This window comes from Dechloromonas sp. ZY10 (assembly GCF_041378895.1).
Taxonomy (GTDB): domain Bacteria; phylum Pseudomonadota; class Gammaproteobacteria; order Burkholderiales; family Rhodocyclaceae; genus Azonexus; species Azonexus aquae.
On record NZ_CP144212.1, the window covers coordinates 1,911,264 to 1,928,351 of the forward strand.

General features: G+C 62.4%; 13 protein-coding genes and 1 pseudogene. All 14 read right to left on the reverse strand.

Translation table 11 applies throughout. From position 1 onward, the window contains the following. Positions 1 to 8: 8 nt before the first annotated feature. The 14 genes and pseudogenes from VX159_RS08700 to gyrA all read right to left on the reverse strand — a co-directional run bounded on the left by VX159_RS08700 (position 9) and on the right by gyrA (position 16,995). The gene (locus VX159_RS08700) at positions 9 to 1,328 is read right to left on the reverse strand and encodes a UDP-glucose/GDP-mannose dehydrogenase family protein (protein ID WP_371322499.1); all 1,320 of its coding nucleotides are present in this window, start codon (positions 1,326 to 1,328) and stop codon (positions 9 to 11) included. Positions 1,329 to 1,337: 9 nt separating this feature from the next. Next, positions 1,338 to 2,510, reverse strand: a complete 1,173-nt coding sequence (gene lapB / locus VX159_RS08705; RefSeq protein WP_371322500.1) for a lipopolysaccharide assembly protein LapB — start codon at positions 2,508 to 2,510, stop codon at positions 1,338 to 1,340. 84 nt (positions 2,511 to 2,594) lie between these two features. Continuing rightward, a complete protein-coding gene (locus VX159_RS08710) occupies positions 2,595 to 2,879 on the reverse strand; it encodes an integration host factor subunit beta (RefSeq protein WP_028995306.1) in 285 nt (94 codons plus the stop codon). Between the two features lie 12 nt (positions 2,880 to 2,891). After that, positions 2,892 to 4,574: pseudogene (gene rpsA / locus VX159_RS08715) on the reverse strand (30S ribosomal protein S1); the annotation flags it as partial. 96 nt (positions 4,575 to 4,670) lie between these two features. Further along, a complete protein-coding gene (locus VX159_RS08720) occupies positions 4,671 to 6,602 on the reverse strand; it encodes a bifunctional 3-phosphoshikimate 1-carboxyvinyltransferase/cytidylate kinase (RefSeq protein ID WP_371322501.1) in 1,932 nt (643 codons plus the stop codon). Positions 6,603 to 6,671: 69 nt separating this feature from the next. Then, the gene (gene rfbC / locus VX159_RS08725) at positions 6,672 to 7,226 is read right to left on the reverse strand and encodes a dTDP-4-dehydrorhamnose 3,5-epimerase (RefSeq protein ID WP_371322502.1); all 555 of its coding nucleotides are present in this window, start codon (positions 7,224 to 7,226) and stop codon (positions 6,672 to 6,674) included. Then, complete coding sequence (gene rfbA / locus VX159_RS08730) at positions 7,226 to 8,110, reverse strand: glucose-1-phosphate thymidylyltransferase RfbA (RefSeq protein WP_371322503.1); 885 nt, start codon at positions 8,108 to 8,110, stop codon at positions 7,226 to 7,228. The genes rfbC and rfbA overlap by 1 nt, the downstream gene beginning before the upstream one ends. Before the next feature lie 8 nt (positions 8,111 to 8,118). After that, a complete protein-coding gene (gene rfbB, locus VX159_RS08735) occupies positions 8,119 to 9,198 on the reverse strand; it encodes a dTDP-glucose 4,6-dehydratase (RefSeq protein ID WP_371322504.1) in 1,080 nt (359 codons plus the stop codon). Between the two features lie 11 nt (positions 9,199 to 9,209). Beyond that, on the reverse strand, positions 9,210 to 10,061 hold the full coding sequence (locus VX159_RS08740) for a DNA ligase (protein WP_371322505.1): 852 nt from the start codon (positions 10,059 to 10,061) through the stop codon (positions 9,210 to 9,212). Next, positions 10,061 to 10,960, reverse strand: coding sequence for a prephenate dehydrogenase (locus tag VX159_RS08745; RefSeq protein ID WP_371322506.1), 900 nt, complete (start codon positions 10,958 to 10,960; stop codon positions 10,061 to 10,063). Before VX159_RS08745 ends, VX159_RS08740 begins: the two co-directional genes overlap by 1 nt. Before the next feature lie 14 nt (positions 10,961 to 10,974). Next, complete coding sequence (hisC, locus tag VX159_RS08750; protein ID WP_371322507.1) at positions 10,975 to 12,063, reverse strand: histidinol-phosphate transaminase; 1,089 nt, start codon at positions 12,061 to 12,063, stop codon at positions 10,975 to 10,977. Positions 12,064 to 12,114: 51 nt separating this feature from the next. Next, positions 12,115 to 13,233 (reverse strand): prephenate dehydratase, encoded by a 1,119-nt coding sequence (gene pheA, locus VX159_RS08755; RefSeq protein ID WP_371322508.1) that lies wholly within the window; start codon positions 13,231 to 13,233, stop codon positions 12,115 to 12,117. A gap of 19 nt (positions 13,234 to 13,252) precedes the next feature. After that, positions 13,253 to 14,338: a 3-phosphoserine/phosphohydroxythreonine transaminase gene (serC, locus tag VX159_RS08760; RefSeq protein ID WP_371322509.1), complete on the reverse strand. Its 1,086-nt coding sequence runs from the start codon at positions 14,336 to 14,338 to the stop codon at positions 13,253 to 13,255. Continuing rightward, positions 14,338 to 16,995, reverse strand: a complete 2,658-nt coding sequence (gyrA, locus tag VX159_RS08765) for a DNA gyrase subunit A (protein ID WP_371322510.1) — start codon at positions 16,993 to 16,995, stop codon at positions 14,338 to 14,340. Before gyrA ends, serC begins: the two co-directional genes overlap by 1 nt. Positions 16,996 to 17,088: the final 93 nt, after the last annotated feature.

Below are 17,088 nucleotides of genomic sequence, written 5' to 3' on the forward strand. Positions count from 1 at the left end.
ACGCCCTCTCAGCGGCCGATGGCGAAATACTCGATGCCGAGGCTGCGCACCAGCTTCGGATCGTAGATGTTGCGGCCGTCGAAAATCACCGGCGCCTTGAGCTTCTTCTTGATTGCCTCAAAGTCCGGGCTGCGGAATTCCTTCCACTCGGTCACGATGACCAGTGCATCGGCACCGTCGAGCGCGGCCATCGGGTTCTCGGCATAGGCCAAACGTGGTTCATCCCCGAAAATCCGCTGCGTTTCGTGCATCGCCACCGGGTCGTAGGCGGTGACGGTGGCACCAGCGGCGAACAGATCGGCGATCAGCTCGCGGCTCGGTGCTTCGCGCATGTCGTCGGTATTGGGCTTGAAGGCCAGGCCCCAGACCGCGAAATGCCGGCCCTTGAGGTCGCCGAAACGTTTGCTGATCTTGCTGCTGAGCACATGCTTCTGCGCGTCGTTGGCTTCTTCGACGGCGGTCAATACCTTGAGCGTGATCCCGGCATCGTCCTGCGCGGTCTTGACCAGCGCCTTGACGTCCTTGGGGAAGCAGGAGCCGCCGTAACCGCAACCGGGGTAGAGGAAGTGATAGCCAATGCGCGGATCGGAGCCGATTCCCTGGCGCACCATCTCGATGTCGGCGCCAAGCACTTCGGCCAGGTTGGCGAGTTCGTTCATGAAGCTGATCCGGGTCGCCAGCATCGCGTTGGCGGCATACTTGATCAGTTCGGCGCTCTTCACGTCGGTCACGATCAGACGCTCGTGATTGCGCTGGAACGGCGCATAGAGGGCTCGCATCAGGTGAATCGCCTGCTCGTCCTCGGCACCGACGACAATCCGGTCGGGGCGCATGAAGTCCTCGACCGCCGCGCCTTCCTTGAGAAATTCGGGATTGGAAACGACGCTGAAGGGAATCTCGACACCACGCTTCTGCAACTCATCGACCAGCGCGGCCTTGACCTTGGCCCCGGTACCCACCGGCACCGTACTCTTGTCGATCACCACCTTGTAATCGGTCATCAACCGACCGATGTTGCGGGCGGCAGCCAGCACGTACTGCAGATCGGCGGAGCCATCCTCGTCCGGCGGCGTGCCGACGGCGATGAACTGGATGGTGCCGTGCTGCACGGCTTTTTCAATGTCGGTGGTAAACCGTAGACGACCGGCAGCCACATTGCGCCGCACCATATCCTGCAGGCCCGGCTCGTAGATGGGAATGCCGCCCTCTTCGAGAATGCGGATTTTTTCCGGATCGACATCCAGACACAGGACATCGTTGCCGACTTCTGCCAGACAAGTGCCACTGACCAGACCGACATAGCCGGTCCCGACCACGGTAATCTTCATGAATGCTTCCTACAGGGATTGATCGAATTCTTCACTGCGGCGCGGCGGGTAGGTTTCCCAACCGCCGCAAGCCGGGCAGCGCCAGTAGAACTGGCGGGCCTTGAACCCGCAATTATCGCACCGATAACGCGACAAGCGACGGGTGTAACCGGCGACGATGCTCTTGGCAAGCTCGACGTCGGGCTGGATTTCAGGGGCAGCCAGTGGCAGGCGGGCACTCATCAGCTTTTCCAGACCCAACAGGGTCGGATTCCGCTGCAATTCGTCGCGCACCATGCGATATGCCGCTTCGTTGCCTTCGCTTTCGAGCACCAACTGATAGACCACATCGAGCAGGTCGAGCGAGGCGTAGCGCTCCAAATAGCCGCGCAACAGGGCCATCCCCTCGTCGCGCCGCTCCAGTCGGCGATAGGCCTCAAGCAGGCGTTGTGCCACCAGCGCCAGGTAGGCCGGATCCTGCTGCTCGATCCGTTGCCAGGCCTCGATCGCCTCTTCCGCCTGCCCAGCCTGCAGGAGCAGATCGCCCTGCAGCAGGCTGGCACGAACGCACTTGCGGTTGTGCTGCATCGCCTGTTCAAGATAGGCCTGCGCCTCTTCGCTGCGCGACCGCATGATTTCAGCTGCCGCCAATTCGCAGTAGTACTCGGCGATTTCGCGATGTGAGGCAACATCCGGGAGTTCGCGGGCAATTTCGATGGCCTTCAACCACTCCTTCTCGACCTGGTAGATTTCCAGCAGGTTGCGCTTGGCCTCCTCGGCATGACTGCTGGCCACCAGCTTGTTGAACATCTCCTCGGCCCGGTCGAGCAGACCGGCCTTGAGATAATCCTGCCCCAGTTCGAGCAGCGCATGCAGGCGCACGTGCTCGTCCAGATCATCGCGCTCGATCAGGCTCTGGTGCATACGGATCGCTCGCTCAGTTTCACCGCGCCGGCGAAACAGGTTGCCCAGCGCAAAATGCAACTCCACAGTTTGCGAATCAACCTTGGCAACCTCTAGAAAGGAATCGATGGCCTTGTCCGGCTGCTCGTTGAGCAGGAAATTCAGTCCCTGAAAATAGGAACGCGGCAAGGCACTGGACTCTTGCACCACCTGCCGGATATCGACCCGGGCTGCAATCCAGCCGAGGCCGAAAAAGAGCGGCAGCAACAACAGCTGCCAATACTCGAAAAGATCGTTCATAAAAAAAGCCGAACGGCTTCCAGAAATAAATAGGGGCAGTGAATCGCTTCACTGCCCCTGAATCTACCACATGACTGAGCGTTGTCAGATCGACTGATCGACCCGTTCGCGCAATTCCTTGCCCGCCTTGAAGTGGGGAACCCACTTGGCGGGAACACTGACCTTCTCCCCGGATTTGGGGTTACGACCGACTCGCGGCGGCCGGTAGTTGAGCGCAAAGCTGCCGAACCCGCGGATCTCGATGCGATCCCCGCGCACCAGCGCTTCGGACATCGCATCGAGAATCATCTTGACCGCAAAATCGGCATCCTTCGCCACCAACTGCGGAAAGCGTTCCGCCAGCCGGGCGATGAGCTCGGACTTGGTCATGCTTGCGCCTTATCAGCCCTGCTGGTTCAGCTTGGCCTTCAGCAGCGCGCCCAGGTTGGTCGTACCGGCAGAAGCGGAAGACTCGGCAGAGAACTTCTGCATCGCTTCGTGCTGTTCGGCTTGATCCTTGGCCTTGATCGACAGGTTGATCGTGCGGGACTTGCGATCCACGTTAACGATCATCGCCTCGACTTCGTCACCAACCTTGAGGTGCTGCGACAGGTCGTCGATGCGCTCACGGGAGAACTCGGAAGCACGCAGGTAGCCTTCGTTGTCACCGTCCAGGGTCATCACGGCACCACGGGCATCCACCGACTTGACGGTAGCGCGAACAATGCTGTTCTTCTCGTGGGTAGCGATGAAGTTGGTGTACGGATCACCTTCGAGCTGCTTGATCCCCAGGGAGATACGCTCCTTCTCGACGTCGATGCCGAGCACGACGGCTTCGACTTCGTCACCCTTCTTGAAGTTGCGGATCGCTTCTTCGCCAGAGGTGGACCAGGACAGGTCGGACAGGTGCACCAGACCGTCGATGCCGCCAGGCAGGCCGATGAAGATACCGAAGTCGGTGATCGACTTGATCGCGCCGCGGACCTTGTCGCCCTTCTTGTGGTTCATCGCGAAATCATCCCACGGGTTCGGCATGCACTGCTTCATACCCAGGGAGATACGGCGACGCTCTTCGTCGATCTCGAGGATCATGACTTCGACTTCGTCACCCAGCTGAACGACCTTGGACGGATGAACGTTCTTGTTGGTCCAGTCCATTTCGGAGACGTGCACCAGGCCTTCGATGCCCTGTTCGATTTCGACGAAGCCGCCGTAATCGGTCAGGTTGGTGACCTTGCCGAACAGGCGGGTGCCGGCCGGGTAGCGGCGGGCGATACCAACCCACGGATCGTCGCCCAGCTGCTTCATGCCCAGGGAGACGCGGTTCTTCTCGGCGTCGAACTTGAGGATCTTGGCGGTGACTTCGTCGCCCACGGCCAGGACTTCGGACGGGTGACGGACACGGCGCCAGGCCAGGTCGGTGATGTGCAGCAGGCCGTCGATACCGCCGAGGTCGACAAACGCGCCGTAGTCGGTGATGTTCTTGACGATACCCTTGACGATGGCACCTTCCTTGAGGTTTTCCATCAGCTTTTCGCGGTCGGCGTCAGCGGTGGCTTCGAGCACGGCGCGGCGGGACAACACGACGTTGTTGCGCTTGCGATCCAGCTTGATAACCTTGAATTCGAGGGTCTTGCCTTCGTACGGGGTGGTGTCCTTGACCGGACGCATGTCGACCAGGGAACCCGGCAGGAACGCACGGACGCCGTTGGACATGACGGTCAGACCGCCCTTGACCTTACCGGTGATGGTTCCGGTAACCAGGGTATTCTCGTTCAGGGCGACTTCCAGGAAGTTCCAGGCGGCGATGCGCTTGGCGCGGTCGCGGGAGAGGCGGGTGGCACCGTAGCCATCTTCCAGCATCTCGATGGCGACTTGCACGAAATCGCCTTCCTTGACTTCAACTTCGCCCTGATCGTTCAGGAATTCTTCAACAGGAACGTAGGACTCGGATTTCAGGCCGGCATTGACGACGACGAAGTTGTGGTCGATAGCGACGACTTCGGCGGTAATGACTTCACCTTGACGCATTTCCTGGCGGGCCAGGGACTCTTCAAAAAGCTGAGCAAAAGATTCCATTACGGAGTGACTTTCTTGCCACGAACGGACGTCCGCAGCGGGTTAAGGTTAAACAACAGGCAACCGGCCGTTGCAGCCGGCTGCCCAAAGGGCACTACAAAACTACTGCGCTACCGCAGAAAACCAGGTCAGGACCTGATTCACGGCTTCGTCAATGGTCAACGTCGTCGTATCGAGCAATTGCGCATCGGCTTCCTGCCGCAGCGGAGCGACGCTGCGTTGCGCATCGCGTTCGTCCCGTTGCCGGAGGTCGGCCAGAAGGTCCGGGAGATTAGCAGAGAAGCCCTTGCCGATCAACTGTTTATAGCGCCGGCTGGCGCGTTCCTCGGCACTGGCGGTGAGAAACACCTTCAATTGCGCCTGCGGAAAGATCACCGAGCCCATGTCGCGCCCATCGCCAACCAGCCCGGGCAAGCGGTTGAATGCCCGCTGGCGGAAGAGCAAGGCCTCGCGCACTGCCCCCAAGGCCGCGACGCGCGACGCGCCGGCAGAAATATCTTCGCTGCGGATTGCATCGCCGACCACGACGCCGCCGAGCAGAATTTCCTCACCATTGAATTCAACATCCAGTTGCGCCGCCAGGGCAGCAACTGCGGCTTCATTGTCCCAGGCAACCCCGGCACGCTGCGCTGCCAGCGCGGTCAAGCGGTAGAGTGCGCCGGAATCGAGATAGGCAAAACCCAGCGCCGCTGCCACCCGAGCCGCCACCGTGCCCTTGCCGGAGGCCGAGGGGCCGTCGATGGCAATCACCGGCGCCGCGCGAGTCACTTCGGCGAAACGCTGGAAGTATTCCGGGAAGGTCTTGCCGACACACTTCGGGTCGTTGATCCGCAGCGGTGTCGCGAAGGCGGCCAGCGAAAAGCACATTGCCATCCGGTGATCGTCGTAAGTGTCAATGGCCGCCGGTTTCACGGCCGACGGCGTGACCCGGATAAAATCCTCGCCCTCTTCCACTTCAGCGCCAAGCTTCTTCAACTCGGTCGCCATCGCCGCGATGCGGTCGGTTTCCTTGACCCGCCAGCTGGCGATGTTGCGCAGCGTGGTCGTGCCTTTGGCGAAGAGTGCGGCAGTGGCCAGCGTCATCGCCGCATCGGGAATGTGGTTGCAATCGAGGTCGACCGCAACCAATCCGCCTTCCGGCGCCCGCGCTTCCATCCAGTTCGGTCCCATTTCGATCTGTGCGCCCATCTGCGCCAGCGCCTCGGCAAACCTGACGTCGCCCTGGATCGAATCGCGGCCAACGCCCTCGACCCGCAGCGGACCGCCGCCGATGGCGCCGAGCGCCAGGAAGTAGGAAGCCGACGAAGCATCGCCTTCGACATAGATCGTGCCCGGCGAACGATAGACGCTGCCAGCCGGGACCACGAAGCGCTGCCAGCCCTCGCGCTTCACCTCGACGCCGAAGCGGGCCATGATCGCCAGCGTGATCTCGATGTAGGGTTTGGAAATCAGCTCGCCGACGACGTCGACCGTGGTTTCGACGCCGGTCAGCGGCAAGGCCATCAGCAGGCCGGTCAGGAACTGGCTGGAGACGTCGCCACGAACGCTGACCGTGCCGCCTGGGCGGATCGTCGCCGGCTTGAGGTGCAGCGGCGGATAACCGTCGTTGCCAAGATAGGTGACATCGGCGCCGAGTTGGCGCAGGCCGTCGATCAGGTCGCCGATCGGCCGCTCGTGCATCCGCGCCACGCCCTTCAGCACGTAATCGCCGCCGGCCAGCGCCAGCGCTGCAGTCAATGGCCGGAAGGCAGTGCCGGCGTTGCCGAGGAACAGTTCAGCCTGTTTGACCGGGAAACGACCGCCGCAACCCTTGATCCGCCAGTTTTCGCCGCCCAGCGCGGTGACGCCGACGCCCAGCGCCTGCAGCGCTTCGAGCATGCGCTCAGTATCGTCCGAAGCGAGCAGATCGCGCACCTCGGTTTCGCCGTCGGCCAGCGCGGCCAGCAGCAACACTCGGTTGGAAATGCTCTTCGAGCCGGGCAGACGCACATTGCCGGCGGCCGAGGCCAATTGGGGGAGATCGAGAAATTCCATGATTCAGTCGTCAGAAGGAGGCGCAGCGGCAGGCTGCCCTGCCCTTGGCCTCAAGGTCCATCGGTAACATCAAGCGGTAAATACGTCGGCGCAGGCCAGCGTCACGCCCTGCAAATCCTTTTCCGACAGGCTTGGACTGGCGCCAGTTTGCGGCCAGTCGATGCCGATCTGCGGATCGCTCCACAGGATGCAGCGCTCGGCCGCCGGGGTGTAGAAATCAGTGGTTTTGTAGAGGAATTCGGCAGTCTCGCTGAGGGTCAGAAACCCATGCGCGAAACCGGGCGGAATCCACAATTGCTGCTGGTTTTCGCTACTAAGCACGGCGCCGACCCAGCGGCCGAAGGTCGGCGAAGCGCGGCGAATATCGACCGCGACATCGAAGACTTCGCCCTGCACCACCCGCACCAGCTTACCCTGAGCCTGCGGCGGCAACTGGTAATGCAAGCCACGCAGCACACCGCGCCGGCTTCTGGAGTGGTTGTCCTGGACGAAGTCAGGGGAGAGGCCGGTGGCGGCGGCAAAAGTCCGGGCGTTGTAACTCTCGAAAAAGAAACCACGCGCATCGCCGAACACTTTCGGTTCGAGCAGCAGCACCTCGGGAATGGCCAGCGGAGTGACTTTCATCAATACACCTGCCCTTGCAGCAAGCCGAGCAGATAGCGGCCGTAGCCGGTCTTGGCATAGCCCTGGGCGAGTTTTTCCAGCGCCGCGTCGTCGATCCAGCCTTGGCGCCAGGCAAGTTCCTCGGGACAGGCCACCTTCAGGCCCTGGCGCTTTTCGATGGTGGCGATGAATTGCCCGGCTTCGAGCAAGGAATCGTGGGTGCCGGTATCGAGCCAGGCGTAACCGCGCCCCATGATCTCGACCTGAAGGTCGCCGCGCTCCAGGTAAGCGCGATTGACATCGGTGATTTCGAGTTCACCCCGGGCGCTGGGCCGGATCTGGCGGGCGATGTCGACCACATCGGCATCGTAGAAATAGAGCCCGGTGACGGCGTAACGCGACTTCGGTTCGGCCGGCTTTTCTTCAATCGACACTGCGCGCCGCGCCGCGTCGAACTCGACCACGCCGTAACGCTCGGGGTCGGTCACCGCATAGGCAAAGACCGTCGCCCCGGTGCTGCGCTGGTTGGCGCCGGCCAGCAGGTCGGTCAGATCGTGGCCGTGGAAAATGTTGTCGCCGAGAATCAGCGCCGATGGGCTCTGGCCGACAAAGTCGGCACCGATGACGAAAGCCTGGGCCAAGCCGTCCGGACTGGGCTGCACCGCGTAGGAAATCTGCATTCCCCACTGGCTGCCGTCGCCGAGCAACTGGGCGAAACGCGGCGTATCCTGCGGCGTCGAGATCACCAGCACCTCGCGGATACCAGCCAGCATCAGCGTGGTCAGCGGGTAATAGATCATCGGCTTGTCGTAGATCGGCAGCAATTGCTTGGACACCGACAAGGTCGCCGGATACAGCCGGGTACCCGAGCCGCCGGCGAGAATGATGCCTTTGCGTGTCTGCATGCCTGAACTCATCGCGAACGATCTCCCGCTGCTTGACCATACTGTTGGCCGACCCACTCACGGTAAGCGCCGCTGGTGACGCGGGCAACCCAATCCGGGTGGTCGAGATACCAGCGCACCGTTTTGCGCAGCCCGCTGGCGAAGGTTTCGGCCGGACGCCAGCCAAGTTCGCGCTCGATTTTGCTCGCGTCGATGGCATAGCGCCGGTCGTGACCGGGGCGGTCGGCGACGAAGACGATCTGACTGGTGTAGGAAACGGCATCGGCGCGCGGCTGCAATTCGTCGAGCAGCGCGCACAGCTCGCGGACCACGTCGAGGTTGGCTTTTTCGTTCCAGCCGCCGATGTTGTAGGTCTCGCCCGGCGTACCGGCAGCCAGGACCCGGCGGATCGCCGCGCAATGATCGCCGACGTAGAGCCAGTCGCGGACCTGCTGACCGTCGCCGTAGATCGGCAGCGGCTTGCCGGCGAGCGCATTGTGGATCACCAGCGGAATCAGCTTTTCCGGGAAATGGTAAGGCCCGTAGTTGTTCGAGCAATTGGTGGTCAGTACCGGCAGGCCGTAAGTATGGTGGTAGGCGCGGACCAGGTGGTCGGACGCAGCCTTGCTCGCCGAATACGGGCTGTTCGGCTGGTAGCGATGCGTTTCGGCGAACGGCACCTCGGCTGGAGCGAGCGAGCCGTACACCTCGTCGGTCGACACGTGCAGGAAACGGAAGGCGTTTTTCTCGTTTTCCGGCAGTTGACCGTGGTAGGCACGGACCGCTTCGAGCAGGCGGAAGCTGCCGACGATATTGGTCTGGATAAAGTCCTCGGGACCGTGAATGCTACGGTCGACATGCGATTCGGCGGCAAAATGCACCACGGCCTGCGGCCGATGTTCGGCCAGCAGGCGGGCCAGCAGTTCGCCGTCACAGATATTGCCGTGCACGAAACGGTGGCGGGAATCGCCGTCCAGCGCAGCCAGATTCTCGCGATTGCCAGCGTAAGTCAGCGCGTCGAGATTGAGCACCGGCTCGTCGCTCTGCGCCAGCCAGTCGAGGACAAAATTACTGCCGATAAAGCCGGCACCGCCCGTCACCAGAATCATTCCCTGCCCCCTCAATCGCTGCGCAAACGCCAGAAACTGGCAAAGCGCGGCAAGCCCTTCGCGGTTAGTTCGCGAAAGCGATAGCTGACGATGCTACCGAGCGGCGGCGGTTCGCGCCGCTGAGCGTCGGAGAGTCCGCTCCCCAAGCTGAACTCGCGGCCGTCGGCGGTACGCACCCGCAGCGCGCCGAGTTGCCCGGCGTATTTACCCTTGCCCGGCAGATGCGCAATCACCTCGGCCTCGCCATCCTGCCAGGGTTTCAACTTGAGCAAGGCATCGCTGCGCCCGGTCTGATACGGCGCATCGGTGCGATGCAGCATCAAGCCCTCACCACCGCCAGCCAGCACCTCGGCCAGACGTTTCTCGAGATCGACACGGTCGACCGTGGAAAACTGCGGAATTGCCGCCACCCACGGCCGGTCGATCTGCTGCGCCAGTGCTTGCAAGGCGGCGCTGCGCTCGGCAAAGTTACCGCCCGCCGCCGGCAACTCGAAAAGCATGTAACGGACCGACTGCCATTCGGGCGCCTCCCGCCCGCGCTGGACAGTCGCCGTCAATGGCTCGAAACGCCCGCGCCCCAGCCACAGCTCGCCGTCGAGCGGCGTGGCCGGCAAGGCGGCGACGAACCAATCCGGTGCGTCGATGACGCGACCGCTGCGACTGAGCAATTGTCGCCCATCCCAATAAGCCCGGATACCGTCGAGTTTCTCGCTGACCAGATAGGCCGCCGGATCGATGCCCGGCCGGAATTCGGCTGCCAGCAACACTGCCGGTGCCTGCCCGCCCGGGGTTGCCGCAACGACCGGCCCCGCCGGCAGACTAAAGGCCAGGCCGCAGAGCAGGATGCGCAGCAGCGACGACATCAGCCCGCCCCACCCTCGCGTCGGGCCGAACCGTCCCACTCGCGGCGAGCGCGACGGGCAATCCCGAAGACCTCTTCAAGGCGACTGCCGTCGGCTGCCGCCAGCGCGTCGCGCAAGTCGTCGAGCTGGCGCCGATAGCTGTCAAGCTCACCGAGCAGAGCCTCACGATTAGCCAGCGAAATATCCCGCCACATTTCTGGATGACTGGCGGCAATCCGCGTGAAATCGCGGAAACCCGATGCGGCAAAGGTGAAGAACAGATCGGCATCGTCGCGCACCGCCAGGTCATGCACCAAGGCGAACGACAGCAGGTGCGGCAAATGGCTGACCGCCGCGAAAACCCGGTCGTGCATCTCCGGCGACAGTTCGTAGATATCGGCGCCGCACAAGGCCCAGGCCCGCTTGACCCGGTCGAGCACTTCGTCGCTGTTTTCGGGCAAGGGGGTGACCACCACCTTCTTGCCGCGATAGAGATTGCCGTGCGCAGCTGCCGGGCCGCTGTTCTCGGCGCCGGCAATCGGGTGCGCCGGGACGAACTGGCCGATCCTGTCGCCAAATGCGGCGCGCGCGGCAGCCACCACATCCCCTTTGGTCGAACCGCCGTCGGTGACAATCGTGTCCGGGCCAAGGTAAGGCGCGATACGGGCGAAAATTTCCGGCATCTGCGCCACCGGCGTCGCCACCAGCACGATGTCGGCGTCGCCGATCTCGTGCGCCGGATTAATCCCGGCGCGGTCGATCACCAGCAGTTCCTGCGCCGCCTTCAGCGTCGCCGGGGTGCGGCCGAAGCCGACCACTTCCTCGACCGCGTCGGCTTCCTTCAAGGCCAGAGCGAAGGAGCCGCCGATCAGGCCGGTACCGAAGACAACGATCTTGCCAAACTCGGGCTGACTCGCCATGGCCGCACCTTCCATCAGAGAGAAGTTTCCAGCGCCTCCAGGAAGCGCGCATTTTCGGCTTCGCTGCCGATCGTTACGCGCAGCCAGTCGGGCAGGCCGTAACCGGCAATCGGACGCACGATGACGCCCTGACGCAGCAGCTTCTGGTTGGTCTCGGCGGCGTTGGCGCAACGGAAGGTGATGAAATTGCCGAACGGTTGAATGAACTCCAGTCCCAGACGCTGCAGACCGGCAATCAACTGAGCCATGCCGGCGCGGTTGATCTCGTAGCTACGTGCCAGGAACTCGTCATCGTCGAGTGCGGCAACGGCGGCGGCAAGGGCCAGGTTATTGACGTTGAACGGCTGGCGGACGCGATTCATCAGGTCGGCGACTTCCGCTGCAGCCAGGGCATAACCGACGCGCAGACCGGCGAGGCCGAAAATCTTCGAGAAGGTGCGGCACACCACCAGATTCGGGAATTCCTTGATCCAGGCGGCGGTATCGACGCGGTCGGCCGGTTCCAGATATTCGTTGTACGCCTCGTCGAGCACCACCACCACGTCCTTGGGCACGCTTTCGAGGAAGGCGCGGATTTCCGGATAGGGCAGGAAGTTGCCGGTCGGGTTGTTCGGGTTGGCGATCCAGACAATGCGCGTATCCGGACGGATCGCAGCGCGCATCGCGGCCAGGTCGTGGCCGTAGTTCTTGGCCGGGGTGGCGATCAATTCAGCGCCGGTGGACAGCGTTGCCAGCGGATAAACCGCAAAAGCGTGCTGGGCGAACACTGCCGAGCGACCGGGCGCCAGGAAAACGCGGGCGATCAGATCGAGCACGTCGTTGGAACCGTTGCCGAGCACCACCTGGTTCTGGCCGACACCGGCACGCGCCGCGACCTTGGCGATCAGTTCGAACTGGTCGGGATAACGCTCGATCCCGTCAATCGCCGCCTGCACCGCCGCCTTGGCCTTCGGACTCATGCCCAGCGGGTTTTCGTTGGAGGCCAGCTTGACGATACGCTCGACCGGAATCCCCATTTCGCGGGCCAGTTCGGTGATCGGCTTGCCCGGCTGATACGGGGAAATCGCGCGGACGTAGGCAAGGGCTTGTTCGGCAAGGCTCATGGAAATTATCTCAAACGGTTCAGTTCAATCAGTTCGGAAAACGAAAAAGACTCAGTAGACGGCTTGCGGATACGAGCCGAGGACCTTGAGGTAGGCCGCATGCTGGCTCAGCCCTGTCAGCGCCTGCTGGATAGCAGGTTCCTGATGATGCCCTTCGACGTCCACATAAAACACGTATTCCCACAAGGCATTGCGCGCCGGCCGCGACTCCAGGCGGGTCATCGAAACCCCGGCCAGCGAAAACGGCAGCAGCAATTCATGCAGGGCGCCGGTACGATTCGGGGCTGACATGATCAGCGAGGTCCGGTCACGCCCGGACGGGCCGGATTCATGCCGGCCAAGGACCAGGAAACGGGTGGTGTTGTTCGGCTCGTCCTCGATGTTTTCGACCCGCTTGGGCAGGCTGTAGCGGGCCGCCGCCGCTTCGCCGGCAATCGCCGCCGTACCCGGCTCCTCAGCTGCCTTTTGTGCAGCCTGGGCATTGCTGCCGACCGAAATCCGCTGCGCATCGGGCAGCATCCGGTTCAGCCATTCGTGGCACTGGGCCAGCGACTGGGCGTGCGAATAAACGCGGGTGATCTTGCTCAGGTCGCTTTCATTGGTCAACAGGTTCTGGTGGATGCGCAACACCACTTCGCCGCAAATCTTCAGCGAGGTTCCGAGCAGCAGATCCATCGTCCGGCCGACCGCACCTTCGGTCGAGTTTTCGACCGGCACCACGCCGTAATGGGCATGCCCGGCCTCGACTTCGCGGAAAACGTCGTCAATCGAAATCTGCGGCAGCAGGCGGGCAGCGTGGCCGAAATGCTTGGTCGCCGCCGATTCGGAAAAAGTGCCGAGTGGCCCGAGGAAAGCGATACCGAGCGGTTGCTCAAGCGAGAGGCAGGCCGACATCACTTCGCGGAAGAAAAAGGTGATGTTCTCACCCGGCAGTGGTCCCGGGTTGAGGTCCTGCAAGCGGCGCAAGACCTGTGCCTCGCGCTCCGGCCGGTAGATGAAACCGGCGTCACCGAATTCGGCCTTGATTTCGCCGACCTTCTGCGCGCAGCGGGCGCGCTGGTTAAGCAGGCGCAGCAATTCGCTGTCGATATGGTCGATCTCGGCCCTTACCCCGGCCAGTGCGGTCTGGATATCGCGGGCCGGCGCGTTGTTGTTGGCTCCTTCGCTCATGACTCCCCTCGCCTCGTACTCAGCCCTTGCGCCGGGCAAAATCATTCATGAAATCGACCAGCGCCTGCACCGCCGCCAGCGGCACGGCGTTGTAGATCGACGCGCGCATGCCGCCGACCGACTTGTGCCCCTTGAGCGCCAGCAGCCCGGCGGCCTTGGCCTCGGCCAGAAAATCGGCATCGAGCGCGGCATCGCGCAGCACGAAGGGCACATTCATCCGCGAACGGCAGTCGGGATCGACCGGGTTGGTGTAGAAACCATTGGAGCCGTCGATCGCTGCGTAGAGAATTTGCGCTTTTTCGCCGTTGACCGCGTCAATCGCTGCCAGGCCGCCCTGCCGCTTCAGCCACTGGAAGACCAGCCCGGCCATGTAGATGCCGAAGGTCGGCGGCGTATTCAGCATCGAGCCGTTTTCGGCCATCACCGCGTAATCGAGCACGGTCGGGATATTCAGCGGCGCCATCCCGAGCAGGTCGCGGTGGATGATCACCAGGGTCAGGCCGGAAGGCCCGATATTCTTCTGCGCGCCGGCGTAGATCAGGCCGAATTTCTCGACATTGACCGGTCCGGAAAGGATGTGCGACGACATGTCGGCAACCAGCGGCACGCCGGTGTCGGCAATCCGCTGCGCCGGAATTTCGACGCCGTGGATGGTTTCGTTGGTGCAGACATGCAGGTAGGCGGCAAACGGATCGAGCTTGATTTCCTCGGCCGTCGGCAGGCGGGTGAAGCCGCTCGCTTCGGTGGTCGCCGCACAACGCACGTTGCCGACCCGCTGCGCTTCCTTGAACGCCTTTTTCGACCACGAGCCGGTCACCACGTAATCGGCCGAGCGCCCGGCCAGCAGGTTGAGCGGAATCTGCGCGAACTGCTGCGTCGCCCCGCCTTGCAGGAAGAGCACCGCATACTGTTCGGGAATGCCCATCAGTTCGCGCAGGTCGGCTTCGGCCTGCTCGATGATGCTGGTGAATTCCTTGCCGCGATGGCTCATTTCCATCACGCTGCAACCGGCACCGTGCCAGTCGAGCAATTCGTCGCGGGCTTGCGCCAGCACTTCTTCCGGCAAGGCGGCCGGGCCAGCGCTGAAATTCCAGATACGGCTCATCAGGCTTCTCCTTCCTCGCTGCTTGCGGCGTCGGCTGCGGGCGCCGGATTTTGCTCATTTTCGCCGTCGACCGTAGTTTCGGTCGCTGCCTCGCCACCCTCGGCCTCACTGACCGATTCGACCACTTTCTCCAGCCCGGCCAGCTTCTCGCCGTCGTCGAGCGCAATCAGGGTCACGCCCTGCGCCGCGCGGCCCATGCCGCGAATTTCGGCAACCCGGGTACGGATCAACACGCCGCCGGTGGTGATCAGCATGATTTCGTCTTCGTCGCTGACCAGTTTGGCACCGACCACGGTACCGTTGCGCTCGCTTTCGGCAATCGCCTTGACGCCCTGGGTACCGCGCCCGGAATGCCGGAAATCGGCGAGCACGGTGCGCTTGCCAAAGCCGTTTTCGGTCGCCACCAGCACCGATTGCTGATCGCTCTCTGCGACCAGCAGCGAAATCACGCTCTGCCCGTCCTGCAGCTTCATGCCACGCACACCGCGCGCGCCACGGCCCATCGGGCGAACGTCGCCTTCGTCGAACCAGACCGCCTTGCCGGCATCCGAGACGAGCACGATGTCGCTCTGGCCGGTGGTCAGCTCGACGCCGACCAGGTAATCGCCCTCATCCAGCGCGACAGCGATGATGCCGGCTTTGCGCGGGTTGGAGAAGTCGGACAGCGGGGTTTTCTTGACTGTGCCCTGGATGGTGGCCATGAACACATACTTGTCGTCGACAAATTCCTTGACCGGCAGCACGGCATTGATTTTCTCGCCCTCCTCCAGCGGGAAGAGATTGACGATCGGTTTGCCCCGGCTGTTGCGGCTACCCTGCGGCGCCTCGAAGACCTTGAGCCAGTAGCAACGGCCGCGATTCGAGAAACACAGGATGTAATCGTGGGTATTGGCAACGAACAGATGATCGACGAAATCCTCGTCCTTGATCGCCGCTGCCTGCTTGCCACGACCGCCACGGCGCTGGGCACGATAGTCGGCGAGCGGCTGGGCCTTGATGTAGCCGCCATGCGACAGGGTCACCACCATGTCCTGCGGGGTGATGAAATCCTCAATTCCGAGTTCCTGCGTATGCAGCACGATTTCGGACTTGCGCTCGTCGCCGTACTGCTCGCTGATCTGGTTGAGCTCCTCAACGATGATCGCGGTGATCCGCTCGGGCTTGGCCAGGATGTCGAGCAGGTCGACGATCTTGTCCATGATTTCCTTGTATTCGCCAACGATCTTGTCCTGCTCCAGGCCGGTCAGGCGCTGCAGGCGCAGTTCCAGGATCGCCTGGGCCTGGGCGTCGGACAAGCGATACCCCTGTTCCGACAAGCCGAACTCGGGCAGCAGACCTTCCGGCCGCGAAGCATCGGAAGAGGCCCGAAGCAGCATTTCCTCAACCACCGGGCTGCGCCAGTTGCGCGCCATCAGGCTGCGCTTGGCATCCGGCGGCGTCGGCGCGGCCTTGATCAGGGCGATGATTTCATCGACGTTGGACAGCGCAACGGCCAGACCCTCGAGAATGTGACCACGCTCGCGCGCCTTGCGCAGTTCGAACACGGTACGCCGGGTGACGACTTCGCGGCGGTGCGACAGGAAGCATTCGAGCGCCTGTTTCAGGTTCAGCAAACGCGGCTGGCCGTCGACCAGCGCGACCATGTTCATGCCGAAGGTGTCCTGCAGCTGGGTCTGCTTGTACAGGTTGTTGAGGATCACCTCGCCGACTTCGCCGCGCTTCAGCTCGATGACAATACGCATGCCCGACTTGTCGGACTCGTCGCGGATATCGGAAATGCCTTCGATCTTCTTTTCGTTAACCAGCTCGGCAATCTTCTCGATCAGCGACTTCTTGTTCACCTGATAGGGAATCTCGTCGACGATCAAAGCTTGGCGATCCCCCTTGCCAATATCCTCAAAATGGGTGCGAGCACGCATCACGACCCGGCCACGGCCAGTTTTGTAGCCTTCGCGCACGCCCATCACGCCATAGATCAGGCCGGCGGTCGGGAAGTCCGGCGCCGGGATCAGTTCGATCAGGTCATCAATCGAAATTGCCGGGTTTTCGAGCAGAGCCAGACAGCCACGCACGACTTCACGCAGGTTGTGCGGCGGGATGTTGGTCGCCATACCAACCGCGATGCCGGCCGAGCCATTGATCAGCAGATTGGGAATCCGCGTCGGCAATACCGAAGGCTCCAGCTCCTTGCCGTCGTAGTTCGGTTCGAAATCGACCGTTTCCTTGTCGATATCGGCCGTCAGATCCGAGGAAATCCGCTCCAGGCGGCACTCGGTATAACGCATTGCGGCCGCATTGTCGCCGTCGATCGAACCGAAGTTACCCTGGCCGTCGACCAGCGTGTAGCGCAGCGAAAAATCCTGCGCCATTCGTACCAGGGTGTCGTAGATCGCCGAGTCGCCATGCGGATGGTACTTACCCATGACCTCGCCGACCACGCGGGCACATTTGACAAAGGGCCGATTCCAGACGTTGTTGGTCTCGTGCATCGCATACAGCACGCGCCGATGGACCGGCTTCAGGCCGTCGCGCGCATCCGGCAGCGCACGGCCGACGATCACGCTCATCGCGTAATCGAGATAGGATCGCCGCATCTCGTCTTCAAGACTGATCGGCAGGGTTTCTTTCGCGAATTGATTGCTCACGGAATCCGTCATGGGTCCTAGTTCCACATATCCACCGCGACAGAGCCACGGCGTCCTTGGTTACAGCAGGCGTAATTTGCTAGTTTATCATGCACCAGGCAGCAC